Origin of the sequence: Nonomuraea sp. NPDC048901 (assembly GCF_040649695.1) — a bacterium.
Taxonomy (GTDB): Bacteria; Actinomycetota; Actinomycetes; order Streptosporangiales; family Streptosporangiaceae; genus Nonomuraea.
Map to the genome: position 1 here is coordinate 389,440 of NZ_JBEZFW010000009.1, position 15,848 is coordinate 405,287.

9 protein-coding genes are annotated in these 15,848 nt (G+C 72.6%); 3 read left to right on the plus strand and 6 right to left on the minus strand.

Going from position 1 to position 15,848, the window contains the following annotated elements; all coding sequences use genetic code 11:
- The first annotated feature begins 15 nt into the window (after window positions 1-15).
- Window positions 16-5,517 carry a type I polyketide synthase gene (locus tag AB0C30_RS31455; protein WP_357951468.1) on the plus strand — a complete coding sequence of 1,834 codons (5,502 nt, stop codon included), beginning with the start codon at window positions 16-18 and terminating at the stop codon, window positions 5,515-5,517.
- Window positions 5,518-5,522: 5 nt separating this feature from the next.
- On the opposite strand, the gene AB0C30_RS31460 is transcribed toward AB0C30_RS31455, so the two are convergent.
- The 3 genes from AB0C30_RS31460 to AB0C30_RS31470 form a co-directional block, all read right to left on the minus strand.
- Window positions 5,523-6,722, minus strand: coding sequence for a cytochrome P450 (locus AB0C30_RS31460; RefSeq protein ID WP_357951469.1), 1,200 nt, complete (start codon window positions 6,720-6,722; stop codon window positions 5,523-5,525).
- A gap of 36 nt (window positions 6,723-6,758) precedes the next feature.
- Window positions 6,759-8,375 carry an FAD-dependent oxidoreductase gene (locus AB0C30_RS31465; RefSeq protein WP_357951471.1) on the minus strand — a complete coding sequence of 539 codons (1,617 nt, stop codon included), beginning with the start codon at window positions 8,373-8,375 and terminating at the stop codon, window positions 6,759-6,761.
- Window positions 8,376-8,469: 94 nt separating this feature from the next.
- Entirely contained in the window at window positions 8,470-9,150 is a 681-nt protein-coding gene (locus tag AB0C30_RS31470) for a hypothetical protein (protein ID WP_357951473.1), read from the minus strand.
- A gap of 125 nt (window positions 9,151-9,275) precedes the next feature.
- Between AB0C30_RS31470 and AB0C30_RS31475 the strand changes: the two genes are divergently transcribed.
- Window positions 9,276-10,949, plus strand: a complete 1,674-nt coding sequence (locus AB0C30_RS31475; RefSeq protein WP_357951475.1) for an SMI1/KNR4 family protein — start codon at window positions 9,276-9,278, stop codon at window positions 10,947-10,949.
- Window positions 10,950-10,961: 12 nt separating this feature from the next.
- Here the strand turns inward: AB0C30_RS31475 and AB0C30_RS31480 are convergent, their stop codons facing one another.
- Both AB0C30_RS31480 and AB0C30_RS31485 read right to left on the minus strand, forming a co-directional pair.
- Entirely contained in the window at window positions 10,962-11,861 is a 900-nt protein-coding gene (locus tag AB0C30_RS31480) for a hypothetical protein (RefSeq protein ID WP_357951477.1), read from the minus strand.
- A 107-nt stretch (window positions 11,862-11,968) separates the two neighbouring features.
- On the minus strand, window positions 11,969-12,754 hold the full coding sequence (locus AB0C30_RS31485; protein ID WP_357951478.1) for a DeoR/GlpR family DNA-binding transcription regulator: 786 nt from the start codon (window positions 12,752-12,754) through the stop codon (window positions 11,969-11,971).
- A 67-nt stretch (window positions 12,755-12,821) separates the two neighbouring features.
- Between AB0C30_RS31485 and AB0C30_RS31490 the strand changes: the two genes are divergently transcribed.
- Window positions 12,822-14,783: a DUF5107 domain-containing protein gene (locus AB0C30_RS31490; protein ID WP_357951479.1), complete on the plus strand. Its 1,962-nt coding sequence runs from the start codon at window positions 12,822-12,824 to the stop codon at window positions 14,781-14,783.
- Here the strand turns inward: AB0C30_RS31490 and AB0C30_RS31495 are convergent.
- Window positions 14,780-15,763, minus strand: a complete 984-nt coding sequence (locus tag AB0C30_RS31495) for a LysR family transcriptional regulator (protein ID WP_357951481.1) — start codon at window positions 15,761-15,763, stop codon at window positions 14,780-14,782. The genes AB0C30_RS31490 and AB0C30_RS31495 overlap by 4 nt on opposite strands.
- Window positions 15,764-15,848: the final 85 nt, after the last annotated feature.

Sequence of the window (15,848 nt, forward strand, 5' to 3'; positions counted from 1 at the left end):
GGAAGGTGACGTGACGTGGCGGACGAGCAGAAGCTCCTCGACTACCTCCGGCGGGTGACCGCCGATCTCCAGCAGGCCAGGGAACGGCTCCGCGAGGCCGAGGCCCGCGAACACGAGCCGATCGCGGTGGTCGCCATGAGCTGCCGGTTCCCCGGGGATGTGCGCGACCCCGAGGGGCTCTGGCAGCTCGTGGCGGACGGCCGCGACGGTGTGTCGTTGTTCCCCGACGACCGGGGCTGGCAGCTGTCCACCCTGTACGACCCGGACCTGACCCGTCCCGGCACCACGTACACGCGCGAGGGCGGGTTCCTGCACGACGCCGCCGACTTCGACGCCGGATTCTTCGGCATCTCGCCCCGCGAGGCGCTGGCCGCCGACCCGCAGCAGCGCCTGATGCTGGAGGTGGCGCTGGAGGCGTTCGAGCGAGGCGGCATCGACCCGCGCTCGCTGAAGGGCAGCCAGGTGGGCGTCTTCGTCGGCGCCTTCGCCGACGGGTACGGAGGCAGCCTCGGCGCACCCGCGGAAGGAGCGGAGGGCCACCTGCTGACGGGCAACTCCACCGCGGTGATCTCGGGCCGGATCTCGTACGTGTTCGGGCTCAAGGGCCCCGCGGCCACCATCGACACGGCCTGCTCATCGTCGCTGGTGGCTCTGCACTGGGCGTGCGAGTCGCTGCGGAGCGGAGAGAGCACGCTCGCGCTGGCCGGCGGGGTGACCGTCATGCCCACCCCCGACATCTTCGTGGAGTTCAGCCGCCAGCGCGGCCTGGCGCCCGACGGGCGGTGCAAGGCGTTCTCCGACGACGCCGACGGCACCGGCTGGGGCGAGGGCGCCGGTCTGTTGCTGCTGGAGCGGCTGTCCGACGCGCGCCGCAACGGTCATCCGGTGCTCGCGGTCGTCCGCGGCTCCGCGATCAACCAGGACGGCGCCAGCAACGGCCTGTCCGCCCCGAACGGGGTGTCCCAGCAGCGGGTCATCCGCCGCGCGCTGGCCGACGCCGGAGTCGCAGCGGCCGACGTGGACCTCGTCGAGGCGCATGGCACCGGTACCACGCTGGGCGATCCCATCGAGGCGCAGGCGTTGCTGGCCACCTACGGCGCCGACCGCCCGGCGGACCGGCCGCTCTGGCTGGGGTCGATCAAGTCCAACATCGGCCACACCCAGTCCGCCGCCGGGGTCGCCGGGGTGATCAAGGCGGTGCTGGCCATGCGGGCGGGCCTGCTGCCTAAGACGTTGCATGTGTCCGAGCCCTCGTCCCACGTGGACTGGTCCGCGGGGAACGTCCGGCTGCTGACCGAAGCCGTCGACTGGCCGGACAGCGGCGGGCCCCGGCGCGCCGGGGTGTCCGCGTTCGGCGTGAGCGGCACGAACGCGCACGTGATCCTCGAACAGGCCCCCACAGACGACCAGGTCCCGACCGACCCCCCGTCTCGGGCAGATGCGACGGCGACAACGGGTGCGACGGCGACAACGGGCGCGGTCGCGTGGACGGTGTCGGCCAAGAGCGCGGCCGCCCTGCGTGCCCAGCTCGACCGGCTCGGCGCCCACGTGGAGCGCCACCCCGGCCAGTCCGCCGCCGACATCGGCTTCTCCCTGGCCACCACCCGTACGGCCTACCGTCATCGCGCCGTGGCAGTGGGCCGGGACCGTGCGGAGCTGCTGGCCGCCGTCCGCGCCCTCGCCGCGGGCGAACAGGTCCCCGCCGGGGTCGGCGGGGTGGCCGGAGCACTGGGCAAGACGGTGTTCGTCTTCCCCGGCCAGGGCTCGCAGTGGACGGGCATGGCCACCCAGCTGCTCGACGAGTCGCCGGCCTTCGCCGAGCACTTCGCCGCCTGCGAGCGCGCGCTCCAGCCGTTCGTGGACTGGTCGCCGGCCAAGGTGCTGCGCGGTGAGCCGGGCACGCCGCCGCTGGAGCGGGTGGACATGGTCCAGCCGTTGCTCTGGGCGGTCATGGTGGCGCTGGCCGGGCTGTGGCGCTCGTACGGTGTGCGTCCCGACGCGGTGATCGGCCACTCCCAAGGCGAGATCGCCGCCGCCACGGTGGCGGGCGGTCTGTCGCTGGCGGACGGCGCCCGCGTGGTCGCCCTGCGCAGCCAGGCCATCGGCGCCGTGCTCGCGGGCCGTGGCGGCATGGCGTCCGTCGGGCTGCCGGTCGAGGAGCTGACCGAGCGCCTTGCCCGGCGGCCGGGTGAGTACTCCCTGGCCGCGGTCAACGGCGCGCGCTCGGCCGTGGTCTCCGGGGCGCCCGGCGCGCTCGGCGACCTGGTCGCGGAGCTCACCGCCGAGGGGATCCGGGCCAAGCTGATACCGGTGGACTACGCCTCACACTCCGCTCAGGTCGACGAGCTGCGCGAGCGCCTGCTGCGCGACCTCGCGCCGATCACCCCGAAAACGGGCGACGTGCCGATGATGTCGACGGTGACCGGTGACTGGATCGACACCGCCGGGCTCGACGCCGCGTACTGGCACGCCAACCTGCGTCAGACCGTACGGTTCGACGCGGCCGTCCACGAGCTGGTCGGACAGGGACACGCGGTCTTCGTCGAGTCCAGCCCGCACCCGGTGCTCACCATGGGCATCCAGGAGACCCTCGACGCCCTCGGCAGGGACGCCGTGGTCATCGGCACGCTCCGCCGTGAGCAGGGCGGGCAGGTCCGCATGCTCACCTCGCTCGCCGAGCTGCACGTGCGTGGCGTCGGCGTGGACTGGTCCGCGCTCTACCCCGGCGCCCGCCGGGTGGACCTGCCGACCTACGCCTTCCAGCGGGAGCGCTACTGGCTGGAATCCGCGCCCGCGGTCACCGCGCCCGCCGACCCGCTCGACGGGCGGTTCTGGGAAGCGGTGGACCGGGGGGAGGTGCCGCGGTTCGCCGAGGTGGACCCGGCCGCCCTGGACGAGGTGCTGCCCGCGTTGTCCGCGTGGCGACGCCGGATGCGGCAGGCGGCGACGCTGGACTCCTGGCGTTACCAGGTGGCCTGGCGGCCGGTACGGGAGGCGGCCGACGCGACGCTGACCGGAGCCTGGATCGTCGCCCTGCCGGACACCGACGGCGTCGACGCCGCCGCGATCGTCAACGGACTGGCCAAGGCGGGCGCCCAGGTGGTGCCGATCCAGGTGCGGGACCACGACCGGGCCGCGCTCGGGCATGCCCTGCGCGACGCGCTCCCCGACGAGCCGGTCACCGGCGTACTGTCCCTGCTGGCACTCGACGACCGCCCCCACCCGGCCCACCCCGTCCTGTCCCACGGCTCGGTCATGACCGTCACGCTGGTGCAGGCGCTCGGAGACGCGGAGATCTCCGCACCGCTGTGGGCGCTCACCTCGGGCGCGGTGGCCGTGGAGCGCGCGGCCGAACTCCAGTCCCCCTCCCAGGCGGTGGTGTGGGGCATCGGCACCGTCCTCGCGCTGGATCATCCCGACACCTGGGGCGGAATGATCGACGTACCCGCCGAACTGGACGAACGTGGCATCGCACGCCTCTGCGGCGCGCTGTCCGGGCTGGACAGCGAGGATCAACTGGCGGTACGGGCGGCGGGCGTCTTCGCCCGGCGGATGGAGCGCGCGCCGCTCGGCGAGGCGGCACCCGAGACCCCCTGGCGGCCGCACGGCACCGTGCTCATCACCGGCGGCACCGGCGGCGTCGGCGCGAACCTCGCCCGCCGCCTGGCGGCCCGAGGCGCCGAGCACCTCGCGCTGATCAGCCGCCGCGGCCCGGCCGCCCCGGGCGTCGCCGAGCTGGAGGCCGAGCTGACGGCGCTCGGCGCCAAGGTCACCATCACCGCCTGCGACGTCGGCGACCGCGAAGGGCTGCGCCGCGTGCTCGGTTCTCTGCCCGACGGGCACCCGCTGACCGCGATCGTGCACGCGGCCGGGGTCGTGGGCGACGACGTGCCGCTCGCCGACAGCACGCTCGCGGAGTTCGCGGAGACGGTCGAAGGCAAGATCGCCGGAGCGCTGCTCCTCGACGAGCTGTCGGCCGGCCACCCGGTGGAGCGATTCGTGCTGTTCTCCTCGGGTTCGGCGGTGTGGGGCCAGGCGGGACAGGCCGCGTACGCGGGAGCCAACGCGTTCCTGGACGCGCTGGCCCACGCGCGGCGCGCCCGTGGGCTCCCGGCCACCTCGGTCGCCTGGGGCGCCTGGGGCGGCGGCGGCATGGTGGACGAGGAGGTCGGCGCGCGGCTGCGCCGGCTCGGCGTCCGCGTCATGGAGCCCGACGCGGCGGTGAGCGCCCTGGAGCAGGTCCTCGACCACGACGAGTCCCACCGCGTGGTGGCCGACATCGACTGGACCCGGTTCGCCTCCGTGTTCACCCTCGCCAGGCCGCGGCCGCTGCTCCGCGCGCTGCCCGACGTACAGGCGATCCTGGCCGCCGACGGCGAAGCGGCCGGTCAGGACGCGCACGACCCGTCGCTCGCGGCGGAGCTGGCCGGGCTGCCGGCCGAGCAGCGGGTCGAGCGGTTGCGTGACCTGGTGCGGGCGCACGCCGCGCGGGCGCTGGGTCACTCCGGGGCCGACTCGATCGCCCCCGACCAGAACTTCCTGGAGGCCGGTTTCGACTCACTGACCTCGGTCGAGCTGCGCAACAGCCTCGCCGCGGCCACCGGGCTGCGCATGCCCGCCACCGTGGTCTTCGACCACCCCAGCCCCGCCGCCCTGGCCCGGCACCTGTCGGAGGAGTTCGGCGGTACGCGGACCGGCGACCCGCACGCGGGCGACAGCCTCAGCGCGTTGTTCGGTGAGGCGGCCCGCACCGGCAAGACGCACCAGGGCCTGGCCGTGCTGCGGGCCGTGGCCGACCTGCGCCCCTCCTTCGACTCGCCCGACGAACTCGGTGAGATCCCGCCGCCGCTCAAGCTGGCGACCGGCCCCGCCGAGCCCGCGCTGTTCTGCTTCAGCACGCCCATGGCGCTGGGGGGAGCCGCCCAGTTCGCCCGGCTCGCGGCGAACTTCCAGGGGGTGCGCGACCTGCTCGCCCTGCCCGTCCTCGGCTTCGCCCCCGAGGAGAGCCTCCCCGGTACGGCCGACGCCGCGGTGCGCATGTGGGCGCACAGCGTGCTCAACGCGGCGGACGGCAAACCCTTCGCCCTCCTCGGCTACTGCGCCGGCGGGATCTTCGCGCACGCCGCGGCCACCTATCTGGAGGGCATCGGCGTGCACCCGGCCGGGCTGATCCTGCTCGACACCTTCATGCCGGAGGACAAGGTGATCGACGACCTCGGGACGCAGATGGTCGAGGGCATGTTCGACAGGGAAGACGCGTTCGGGCCCTTCACCAACTCCCGCCTGTCGGCGATGGGCCGCTACTACAAGCTGTTCCGCGAATGCGAGCTGGGCGAGGTGGCGGCGCCCATCCTCTTCCTCCATCCGGACACGCCGCTGTCGCCGTCCTCCTCGGGGGACTGGCGCGCCACCTGGCACACCGAGCACACCGAGCGGGAGGTGAAGGGCGACCACTTCACGATGCTGGAGGACCAGGCTCCGTCCATGGCGCACGCCATCGAAACCTGGCTCTCCTGACCGGGCTACGTGGCCGGTAGCTCGCTGTACGGGTTGACGCCGTCGTACTGGATCTCCAGGTGACGCGGACCCCGCAGGGTGGAGCTCGGGCGGTAGGGCGGCGGATCGGTGACCAGGCGGGGGTTCACCAGCCGCCGCGCGAGCTCGCGCAGCGCGATCTGGGCTTCCAGCCGCGCCAGCGGAGCGCCGAAGCAGTGGTGGACGCCACCGCCGAAGCCCAGATGCTGGATGTAGGGACGGTCGGGGTCGAAATGGTCGGGATCGCGCAGGTGCGCGGGGTCGCGGCTGCCCGAGGCGAGCGCGAGGATGATGTGGGCGCCCTTGGGGATGGTGACACCCGCGATGGGGATGTCGTCGAGGGCGACCCGATTGGGCAGGAAGTGCACCGGCGGCTCGTAGCGCAGCAGCTCCTCGATGGTGTGGATGGCCAGGTCCGGCTCCTTGCGCAGCCGTTCGAGCAGCCACGGGTTGCGCAGCATGGTGAGCATGCCGTTGGTGATGAGGTTGACCGTGGTCTCGTGGCCGGCGATCAGCAACAGCGTGCCGGTCGCGATCACCTCCTGCCGCGACATCGTCCCGTCGGGGCCCTCGTCGGTGATCATCCCGGACAGGAGGTTGTCGCCCGGGTTCTCGCGGTGGGCGTCGATCAGCCCGGCCAGGTACTCGCCCAGCGTGAGCAGCACGGCCTGGCGTCTCTTCACCCGCTCAGCCAGGTCGTCCTCACCGGGGCCGAGGACCTCCACGAGCTCGTCCGCCCAGTGGTGGAAGCGGGGTTCGTCCTCCAATGGCACGCCGAGCAGGCGGCAGATCACCGTGACCGGGAACGGGTAGGCGAAGTCGTCGACGATGTCGGCCTGTTCCCGCTCCCCGAGGCCGTCGATCAACTCCGTCACGATCTGGACCAGCTCGCCGCGCAGGCTGTCGACCTTGCGCGGCGAATGCGGCGGCCCGAAGTGACGCATCGCCAGCCGCCGGAGCCGGTCGTGCTCGGGCGGATCGGTGGAGATGAACGAGGGCAGCTGCCCCGCGGTGGAGCTGACCCGCGGATCGTGCAGCAGCGCCACGATCTCCTCGTACGTGCTGACGACGTAGCTGCCGTCCTCCTGCCGTGCCACAGGCGTCTTGCGCAGCTCGGCGTACAGCGGGTACGGGTCGGCCCGGTTGGAGAACTGGAGAATCTGCTGGTAGCTGCTTGCCGGCTCCACGAAGTGCCTCCCTGGACGCGTGGGTTCGAGATGGTCTTACCGCTGGGGGCGTACGAGCGTGACGCGGCGTTCGCCCGGATCGTGGCCGGTCACCACCACGGTCGCTCCTTCGGCGGGCTTGATCCGCTCCGGCACTTCGGCCGGAACGGGCCGTGATCCGTCGAGCCGGTCGACCGTGTGGAAGTCAGGGGGGAACGGCGCGGCCTGCTCGATCAGGCGCCGGTAGAAGTCCAGCCACATCCCGTGGTCGAAGGTGACCGCGGCGGTGATCCTGCCCCGGTAGCCGTAGACGGCGACGAACCGCCGCTCGGCCAGCGAACCCTGCGCGATCATGAGCTCGTCGGCGAAGCTCGGCACGCCGACCGACTTGATGTTGACGCCGAACTGGTTGGACCAGAAGACCGGCAGCGACAGATGCGGCCAGCGATGCGCCTGGTCGCTGATCATGTTGTGCGCCGCGACCTCGGCTTGGGCGACGGCGTTGCCCCAATGCTCCAGCGCGACGAACTGGTAGTGGTAGACCGGATGCGGGAAGCGGGCCACGTCACCGGCGACGAACACGTTGTCGGTGACCACGCCGTTGACGTCGAAGGCCCGGCAGCCCGCGTCGGTGGCGATCCCCCACACCCCGCACGCCAGCCCGGACCCCTCCAGCCATTCGATGTTGCGGACCGCGCCGAGCGCGACCACCGCCACGTCGGCCTCCACGGTGCTGCCATCGGACAGCCGGGCGCCGCGCAGCCGCCCGTCCGCGTCCCCTTCCAGCTCCGCCACCGTGACCTCACAGCGCAGGTCCACACCGGCCGCGCGCTGCATGTCCGCCGCGACCGCGCCGATCACGTTGCCCAGCGCGCCGCGCAGCGGAACGGGCCCGTGGTCGACGAGGGTCACCGGCAGGCCCATCTCGCGGCAGACCGACGCCACCTCCGACCCGGTGAATCCGCCTCCGATGATCAGCACCCGCTTGACGCCGGCGGCCAGCCGCTCCCGCAGGCGCCTGGCCTCGTCGAGGGTGCGCAGGACGTACACGCCGTCGAGCGCGGCCTCCGTCTCCTTCGGCCACGGCCGGGCCCGCGCGCCGGTGGCGATCAGGACCTTGTCGAAGCCGATCTCCCCGCCGTCGGCGAGCCGTACCTTCTGGGCGGACAGGTCCAGCCCGGTCGCCCGGGTCTCCGGCAGCCAGGTGACATCGACCTCGCGAAGCTGGGGGAGCAGGGTGCGCTCGGCGGGCACCTTGCCGGTCAGGACCTGCTTGGACAGCGGTGGCCGGTCGTACGGCTGGTACGGCTCGTCCCCGATCAGGGTCAGCGAGCCCGTGAAGCCATCTCTGCGCAGCACTCCGGCGGCCCGCCCGCCGGCCAGGGAGGCGCCGACGATGACGATGCGGCCCTGGCGCTTGAACGCCTCGCCGTCGCCCGTGGGGGAGGGGCCCAGCTCCGGCCGCATGGTTCTGTGCTGGGTGGTCATCCGGTCGAGGTGAATGGCCTGGACCGGGCAGGCCGCCGCCGCCCGCAGCACATGTTCGCGCTGGTCGTCCTCCGGGCCGGTGTCGTACATGAGCGCTTCCTGGCCGTGCATCGAGAACACGTCCGGCGCCAGGAAGACGCACTGCCCGTACCCCTGGCAGCGCGTGAGATCAACGACAACTCGCACAGTGACACTCCCCGTCGGACCGGCGGCCACCTGCCGCCGAGGCCACCCTCATCACCACGTACCCGACGCCACATAGCTGATATGGCGCAAAGGGTCATTTGTTGGGCAGGTCTGCGGAGATCATCCGGTGATGGGCGGCGATCAGGAAGCAGCCCACGATCAGGACCCAGACGGGGAAGACGATCTCCGACCAGGCGACGTGGCTGACGACCAGGAGGAGCACCAGCCCGGCGAGGTAGCCGAGCCAGGACAGCCACCGGGGGAAGATGCCGAGACGCGTCGCGATGGTCGTGGTCGTCAGGGTGAACACCGCGGCCATGCGCGGCGCGTACTCGGTCAGCAGGGCCAGGGTGAGGTGGCGCCCGAAGTGCCAGAAGGCCATGGGCCGCGACGGGTCCCGCATCGTGCCGATCGTGGCCAGAAAGGCGTCCGCCGTCGCGCCGAAGACGAAGAGCGTGGCCACGAACAGCAGACCGGCGCCGAGGAAGACGGTCGCGAAGAACCGGTCCTCCCGCGCCCCGATGGAGTCGCGTACGGCGCCCATGAACCACAGGAAGAAGATCCCCCCGAACGGCAGCAGGACCAGCGCCACCCGCAGGGCGTGATGGCCGGTGGTGTCGGCGAGATAGGCGGCCGCGCCGATCGGCTGGTCGGGCACCGCCCTGCGCACCAGGATCATGGCGCCGCCCAGCGGCAGCGCGGCGAGGATCCCCGCGGCTCCCGCGGCGCGCGGCGTCCGCAACGCCTTCGCCGGCGATCCGGCAATGCCCGGCATGGAGCCCTTCCTCCCACGACGCCAAAGCCTGTACAGCCTGTACGACGCTACGTGTCCAGTCGATACGCTGGGTAATCATCGTGCGTGGTACGAAGCGGGCGCGTCGCGATGGTTAGGTGTGTCCTGTGACCCATGATCGTGATTCCGAGATCGCCGATGTGCTCCGTACGATGGCCGAGAAGATCGCGGCCGGAGCGCCCGCGGGATGGCGGCGGGCCGAACTGCAGGGGTTCGCGACCGGCCCGGACGGGTCCGGCCATCGCGGACTGAGGGTCGAGCCGGGCGAGGCGGATGACATCGACCTGCACGCGGAGATGTGCGAGATCTATACCCTGGCCGGGGCGAGCGGCGACCACCTCGCCATCGAGCTGGTGGTCGAGGCCAAGGGCCGGTTCGAAGCGGTGGTCAGCGAGTCGCTGGACCGCGTGGATCACGACGAGCACGGCTTCCTGTACGTCCTCGATCGGGGCGTGCTGCCGCCCGAGCCCGCGGAGTTCCAGCGGGGCCGGCCGGATGCCGCCCCGGCGGGAGATCCGAAGGAGGCCGTCGCGCTGCTCGGTGCGTACTTACGCGAGCGTGACCGGGTGCTGGGCGGTCCCGGCACGGACAAGTACGCCCCGCCCCCCGCGCTCCCCGAAGCGCGCCGGGCCTGGCTGGAGGCCCAGCTCCGGGTCCGGTACGGCGTGACGCTCCCCGAGGACCTGCGCGCCCTCTACGCGCTGGTCGACGGCGACGGCGGTGAGGGACTCCTGGACCGGCACCCCTGGTTCGGCCTCGAACTGCTGGAGGACCAGAGCCGCCCGGAGAACCGCTGGTGGGCGGCCGGCCGTAGCTGGAGCCACCAGCCGTTCATCACCGGCGTGGGCCCCGCCCTGGCGATGCGGCGGGCGTCGGACCACCCGTGCTGGATCCCGTTCGCCACCAGCACCGGGGGCGACTTCCTGGCGGTGGACCTGGCGCCCGGCCCGGACGGGCGGCCGGGCCAGGTCATCCGCATGGGCACGCACCACGACGAAGGCCCTGTCTATGTCGCCGACTCCGTGACCAGCCTGCTGCGGCGGCACGTCACCGCCTTGCAGGCCGGCGCCTACGCGGTCGAGAACGGCGAGTTGTGGATCGACCTCGGTGACATGAAGGAGCCGAACCGGCACGCCCACGAGCAGACCCGTTCACTGACGGTCGCCGGTCCCGACGCGGCCTCCATCCGGGGCTGGGAGCCGCGGATCCAGCGCCTGTCGGTGCTCAACGCCCCCTGGGTCGACTTCGGGCCCGTGCGCGGGGCGCCGGTGCTGTGGCAGGTGAAGGTGGACAACTGCCCGGGCGCGGACCTGACCCCGCTGCGCGACACTCCGGTGGAACTGCTCGACCTCGCCATGGACGGGATCGACCTGGCGCCGCTGGCGGGCCACGCCACGCTGCGGTCGTTGACGCTGCGCACCGAGCGGCCCGTGGACCTGACACCGCTGCTGTCCTGCCCGCGGTTGTACGCGCTGGACCTGTCCCGCGCCGCCGTCAGCGACCTCGGCGTGCTGAGCGAGCTGAAGGGACTGCTCTACCTCAACCTGCGCCGGGGGCAGTGGGCGGAGCTGCTGGAGCGGGGCGGTCTCCCGGCGGGGCTGGCGGCGGCCGGGCTCGCCGCCGAGCCGCGCCGGGAGAAGACCTGGTGGTGGTCGGTCGACCGGGCCTACCACGCCCCAGAACCGTCACTGAAGACGGCGGTCAGATGGGCGAGCGACCTGGCCGGGGAGGCGGCGGACGTACGGGTCTTCACGGGCCGCTTCCCCCGGCGGCGGCGCTGAGACTCGCGCGGGTCAGCCTCGGGTGGAGATCAGTCGCAGGGCGAGGTCGTGCTGCTCCTGTGACGGCGGCCGGGTCCACGTGATGCCGGGGCGTCGCTCGGTGAGCATCCGCGCCAGGGCGGCGGACATGACGTCCACGGGCTGGGCGTGCGGCATGTGCGGGCGAAGCTCCTGGTAATCGGCGAGCACCCGGCTGTAGTCGTACATCAGCGTGTTGGTGAAGCGGCTCTGCTCGCCGTCGGCGCGCTCGAGCCCCGCGACGAACTCGGGCTCCGGCTCCTCGATCACCGCCTTGTAGACGTCGAGACGGTTGCGGATCTCGCCGGGCGAGGCGTGGCTGTGCGCTTCGTCGTACATTCTCCGCACATGCGCCGGCACCTCGGTGAGCACCGTGAGCATGCCGTAGCCGGCGTCCTCGTTCCCATAGCCGCCGACGCCCCCGTGGACGCCCTGTGCGTGCGTGGCCATGCCCATCTCGCGGGTGAAGTCGTACTTGTCCAGGCCGTCGACGGGCTCCTGGATCCACTCGTCGTCGATGTAGAGCACACCGTCGATCTCCGCCTCCGCGGCGCGGCCGATCAGGTGCCGTACGGCGCCCGCCGGATCCGCGAGCGCCCTCGGGCCCATCGCGGCGAACTGCTCGGTGAGGAGGAACAGCGAGACCATCATCTGCGGGTTGTAGACGTGCAGCGCCCCCGCCTCCCGGTGCGGGAAGACGGTCCGCTCCTCGTCATAGGCCTCCAGCCCGGCCATGAACGCCCGCTCCTGCTCCTCGGTGAGGACGAGCTCCCAGGCCCACGTACGCTCGACGTGGAACTTGTAGAAGTCCTCACCCCTGAGCGGGTCGCGGAACTTCCACCACAGCGCGACGCCGACGATCAGCGCGACGATCACGCCCAGTGCGATCAACATCTAGATCCCCCACTTCCTGACATTTCCCGTTTCCTGGCGTCAAGCACAGAGCGGGAAGCCTAGCGGTGAGGGTCGGCCGGAACACCGGAAACGATCAAACGCGGGACCTAGACCCGGATCACCCGGATGCCGGTGTCCGCGAACCCGGCGGTCAGCTCCGGCGCGGCCGTGGAGTCCGTCACCAGGACGTTGATCCTGCTCAGCGGGCAGACCAGGGCGAACGCCCGGCGGCCCAGCTTCGAGCCTTCGGCCACCACGATCACCTGGCGGGCCTTGGTGGCCATCAGCCGGTTGACGGCGGCCTCGCCCTCGCCATGGGCGCTGGCGCCGTGCTTGACGTCGAGCGCGTCGACGCCCAGCACCACCACGTCGAGCGCGACGTCGGCCAGCATGCCCGTCGCCACCGGGCCCACCAGCTCGTACGACTCGGCGCGGGCGGAGCCGCCCGTGGTGACCACATGCAGATGCGGCCGTACGGCCAGCTCGTGGGCGATGTTCAGGGCGTTGGTCACCACGGTGAACGCCGGGCCGCGGCGGCCGGAGGGCGGGTCGGGGCGGTTGGCCAGCACTCTGGCCACCTCCGTCGTCGTGGTGCCGCCGTTGAGCCCGACCGTCGCTCCCACCGGCACCAGGGCCGCCGCCGCGGCGCCGATGCGCTGGTTGTCCGGCGCGTGCTGGGCGACCTTGTAGCGCTGCGGCAGGTCGTACGAGACGCTGTGCGCGATGACGCCGCCCCTGGTCCTGGTCAGCAACTGCTGGTCGGCGAGTTCGTCGAAGTCGCGCCTGATCGTGGCCGCGGACACGCCGAGCTTGCGCGCCGTCTCCGACACGTTCAGGCGGCCGGCCTCGGCGACGAGCTCTAACAGCATGTTCCAGCGTTCGTACCGGTTCACCGTCTAATCATGCCCGAAACCCGGCTGAAGCTCTTATCTGTCGGTTTTATGGGAAAATACTCGCCAAATGCTACGGACATCCACAGTCGTGCTCCCCGTGTCCCCGCTGGGTCCGGAGAACCCGCTGCCGCCGCTGCGCACGCTCCCCGATCCGCGTGGCGGGCTGAAGACGGCCGCCGCCGACGCCGAGATGGCGGCCCAGCTGGCTTACGGGCACGCCGAATCGCTCCTGCCGTACACCTTCCAGGACGGCTACGGCCGCGAGCGGGAGGAACGGGAGCTGAAGACGGCGGTGCTGGAGAACGAGCTGCTGCGCGCGGAGTTCCTGCTGGAGTACGGCGGGCGGCTGCGCTCGCTGGTGCACCTGCCGACCGGGCGCGAGCTCCTGCACAAGCCGCCCCACCTGCAGCTGGCCAACCTCGGGCTGCGCAACGCGTGGTTCGCGGGGGGAGTGGAGTGGAACCTCGGCACGTTCGGGCACACCGCGCTGGCCTGCGCGCCCGTCCACGCCGTCCGGGTGGCGGGGCCTGACGGGGTGCCGGTGCTGCGGATGTACGAGTGGGAACGGATGCGGCGGCTGGTCTACCAGCTCGATGTCCACCTGCCGCCCGGCTCTCCGGTGCTCCTCGTACACGTCCGGATTTATAACCCTTCGGCGGTGGATGCCCCGGTCTACTGGTGGTCGAACGCGGCGGTGCCGCAGACGCCGGGCAGCCGGGTGCTGGCGCCCGCGCGCCAGGCGTACCACTTCTCCTATGACGGGATGCTGCGCCGGGTGCCGGTGCCGCGCTGGCGCGAGGCCGACCAGTCCTACCCGGCCCGCAACGAGCAGGCCGCCGACTTCTTCTACGAGCTGCCGCACGGCGAACGCCGCTGGATCGCCGCCCTCGACGCGGACGGCGGCGGGCTCGCGCAGGTCTCCACCGACCTGCTGCGCGGCCGCAAGCACTTCCGCTGGGGCACCGGCGCGGCGGGCCGGAACTGGCAGGACTGGCTGTCCGGCCCGGACCGGCCGTACCTGGAGATCCAGGCGGGCCTGACCCGCACCCAGCTGGAGCACGTACGCCTGCCCGCCCGCTCCGCCCTGTCCTGGACCGAGGCGTACGGCCTCCTCCAGGCCGACCCCACGCGATCCCACGGCCCCTGGCCCGAGGCGCTCGGCCACGTGAGCCGCGCCGTGGACCGGCTGATCTCCCGCGACCGCCTCCAAGCCGCGCACGAGCAGGCCGTGGAGCTGGCCGCGGCGGTGCCCGTGGAGGTCCTGCACGTCGGCAGCGGCTGGGGCGCGCTGGAGCGCCGGGCCCTGGCCAAGCGGCGCAGCCGGGCGCTCAACCTGCCGGGCACGCCGTTCCCCGACTGGACGATCGGACGCGACCAGCAGTCATGGCTCGCCCTGGTGCGCAAGGGCTCGATCCCCACACCCGCCCCCGCCCTGCCGCCGTCCTCCTACACCGTCGGCCCCGAGTGGCGCGCGCTGCTGGAGAGATCGGTCGAGGAGTCGGGCGGCACCTGGTTCACCCTGCTCCACCTGGGCGTGAACCTCTATCACGACGGCGACCACGACGGCGCCCGGGCCGCCTGGGAACGCTCCCTGGTCTGCGCCGAGAACGCCTGGGCCCTGCGCAACCTGGCCGTCCTCGCCCCGTCGCGCGCCGCGGACCTGTACGAGCGGGCGCACGCGCTGTCGCCGCGGTTGCGCCCCCTCACCATCGAGACCCTCGTCGCCCTGCTCGCCGCCGGCCGCCCGGACGCGGCTCTGGTCCTGATCGACAAGCTCGGCCCGAAGGACCGCTGGCACGGCCGGATCCGCCTGCTGGAGTGCCGCGCGGCCCTGGACGCGGGCGATGTAGGCCGGGCCGGGCGGGTGCTGGAGACGGGGCTGGTGGTGGACGACCTGCGGGAGGGGGAGGACACGCTGGACGAGCTGTGGTGGGACTATCACGAGCGGCTCAATCCGACGGGACGGGCGCGGGTGCGGGCGGAGAATCCGCTGCCCTGCCGGTATGACTACAGCGTCAAGCAGTATTAGGGGCGAAGCCAAGGCGTGGCCGGCGGCGCGCCACCGGAGCGGCCGGCGCGTCCAGCTTCTCGAAGTACCCGGCGCACCGCGCCACGCAGCCACTGGTGAGCCCCGTCGGCGGTGTGGCGCGGGTGCCAGGCCATGCCGATCGTCAGTGGTGGCAGCGGCAGCGGGATTTCCAGCAGGCGCAGTCCCAGCGCGTGCGCCGCGTCGCTGAGTGGTGAAGGGGGCTCGCCCGGCAGCGCGGTCGGCACCAGGCAGACCACGTCGCCGACCGCGGCCAGCGCCATCGCCGCCAGATGTCCGGGCAGGACGGCGCTGACCCGCCGGCTGAGCCCTTGCTCGGCCAAGGCCGCGTCCAGCGGGCCGGTGAAGCGTCCCCGGCGGCTGGCCGCCACGTGCTCGGCCGCGGCCAGCCTGGCGGGCGTCAGGGTTCCGTCGGTGAGGGGGTGCCCGGCCCTGACGCCGGCCGCCATCCGCAGCGTGACCAGCTCTTCGACTCGGGTCTCCGGGTCGACGTGGTCGATGGCCCCGATCTCCAGATCGGTCCGGCCTTCGCGCAGCGCGGGGCCCGCCTCCCACTCCTCGGCCAGCACCCGCAGCGAGACGCCCGGCGCCTGGTGCCGGGCCAGCTCGAGCAGTCCCGGTGCCAGCGCCGCGCCGACCAGATCCGAGGCCTGGACGGTGAAGGTGCGCCGCAGTGCGGCGGGGTCGATCCCGCCGCTCGGGGTGAGCAATGCCTCCAGCCGCCGCACCACCGCGGCGGCCTCGTCCCGCAGCGCCTCGGCGCGGGGTGTGGGCACCATCGCCTGTCCTGCCCGCACCAGTAGCGGGTCCTGGAGCACCCGGCGCAGCCGGGCCAGGGTGCGGCTCATCGCCGCGGGGGAGGTGCGCAGCCGCGCGGCGGCACGGGTGACGCTCTGCTCGGTCAGCAGGGCGTCGAGGGCGACGGCGAGGTTGGCGTCGAGGTTCGCGGTTGGGCTGCTCACCGGCATGATTCCGTTTCGGGCAATGATTGGTTGCTGAAGTTCCCATTGTGGCAAGGGGGTTCGGGTCTGCACGATCAAGGGGCTG

Coding starts and splice junctions, on each gene's coding strand:
- AB0C30_RS31480 (WP_357951477.1), bottom strand. CDS start 11,861: ATGTTGATCGCACTGGGCGTGATCGTCGCGCTGATCGTCGGCGTCGCG.
- AB0C30_RS31470 (WP_357951473.1), bottom strand. CDS start 9,150: ATGCCGGGCATTGCCGGATCGCCGGCGAAGGCGTTGCGGACGCCGCGC.
- AB0C30_RS31490 (WP_357951479.1), top strand. CDS start 12,822: ATGCTACGGACATCCACAGTCGTGCTCCCCGTGTCCCCGCTGGGTCCG.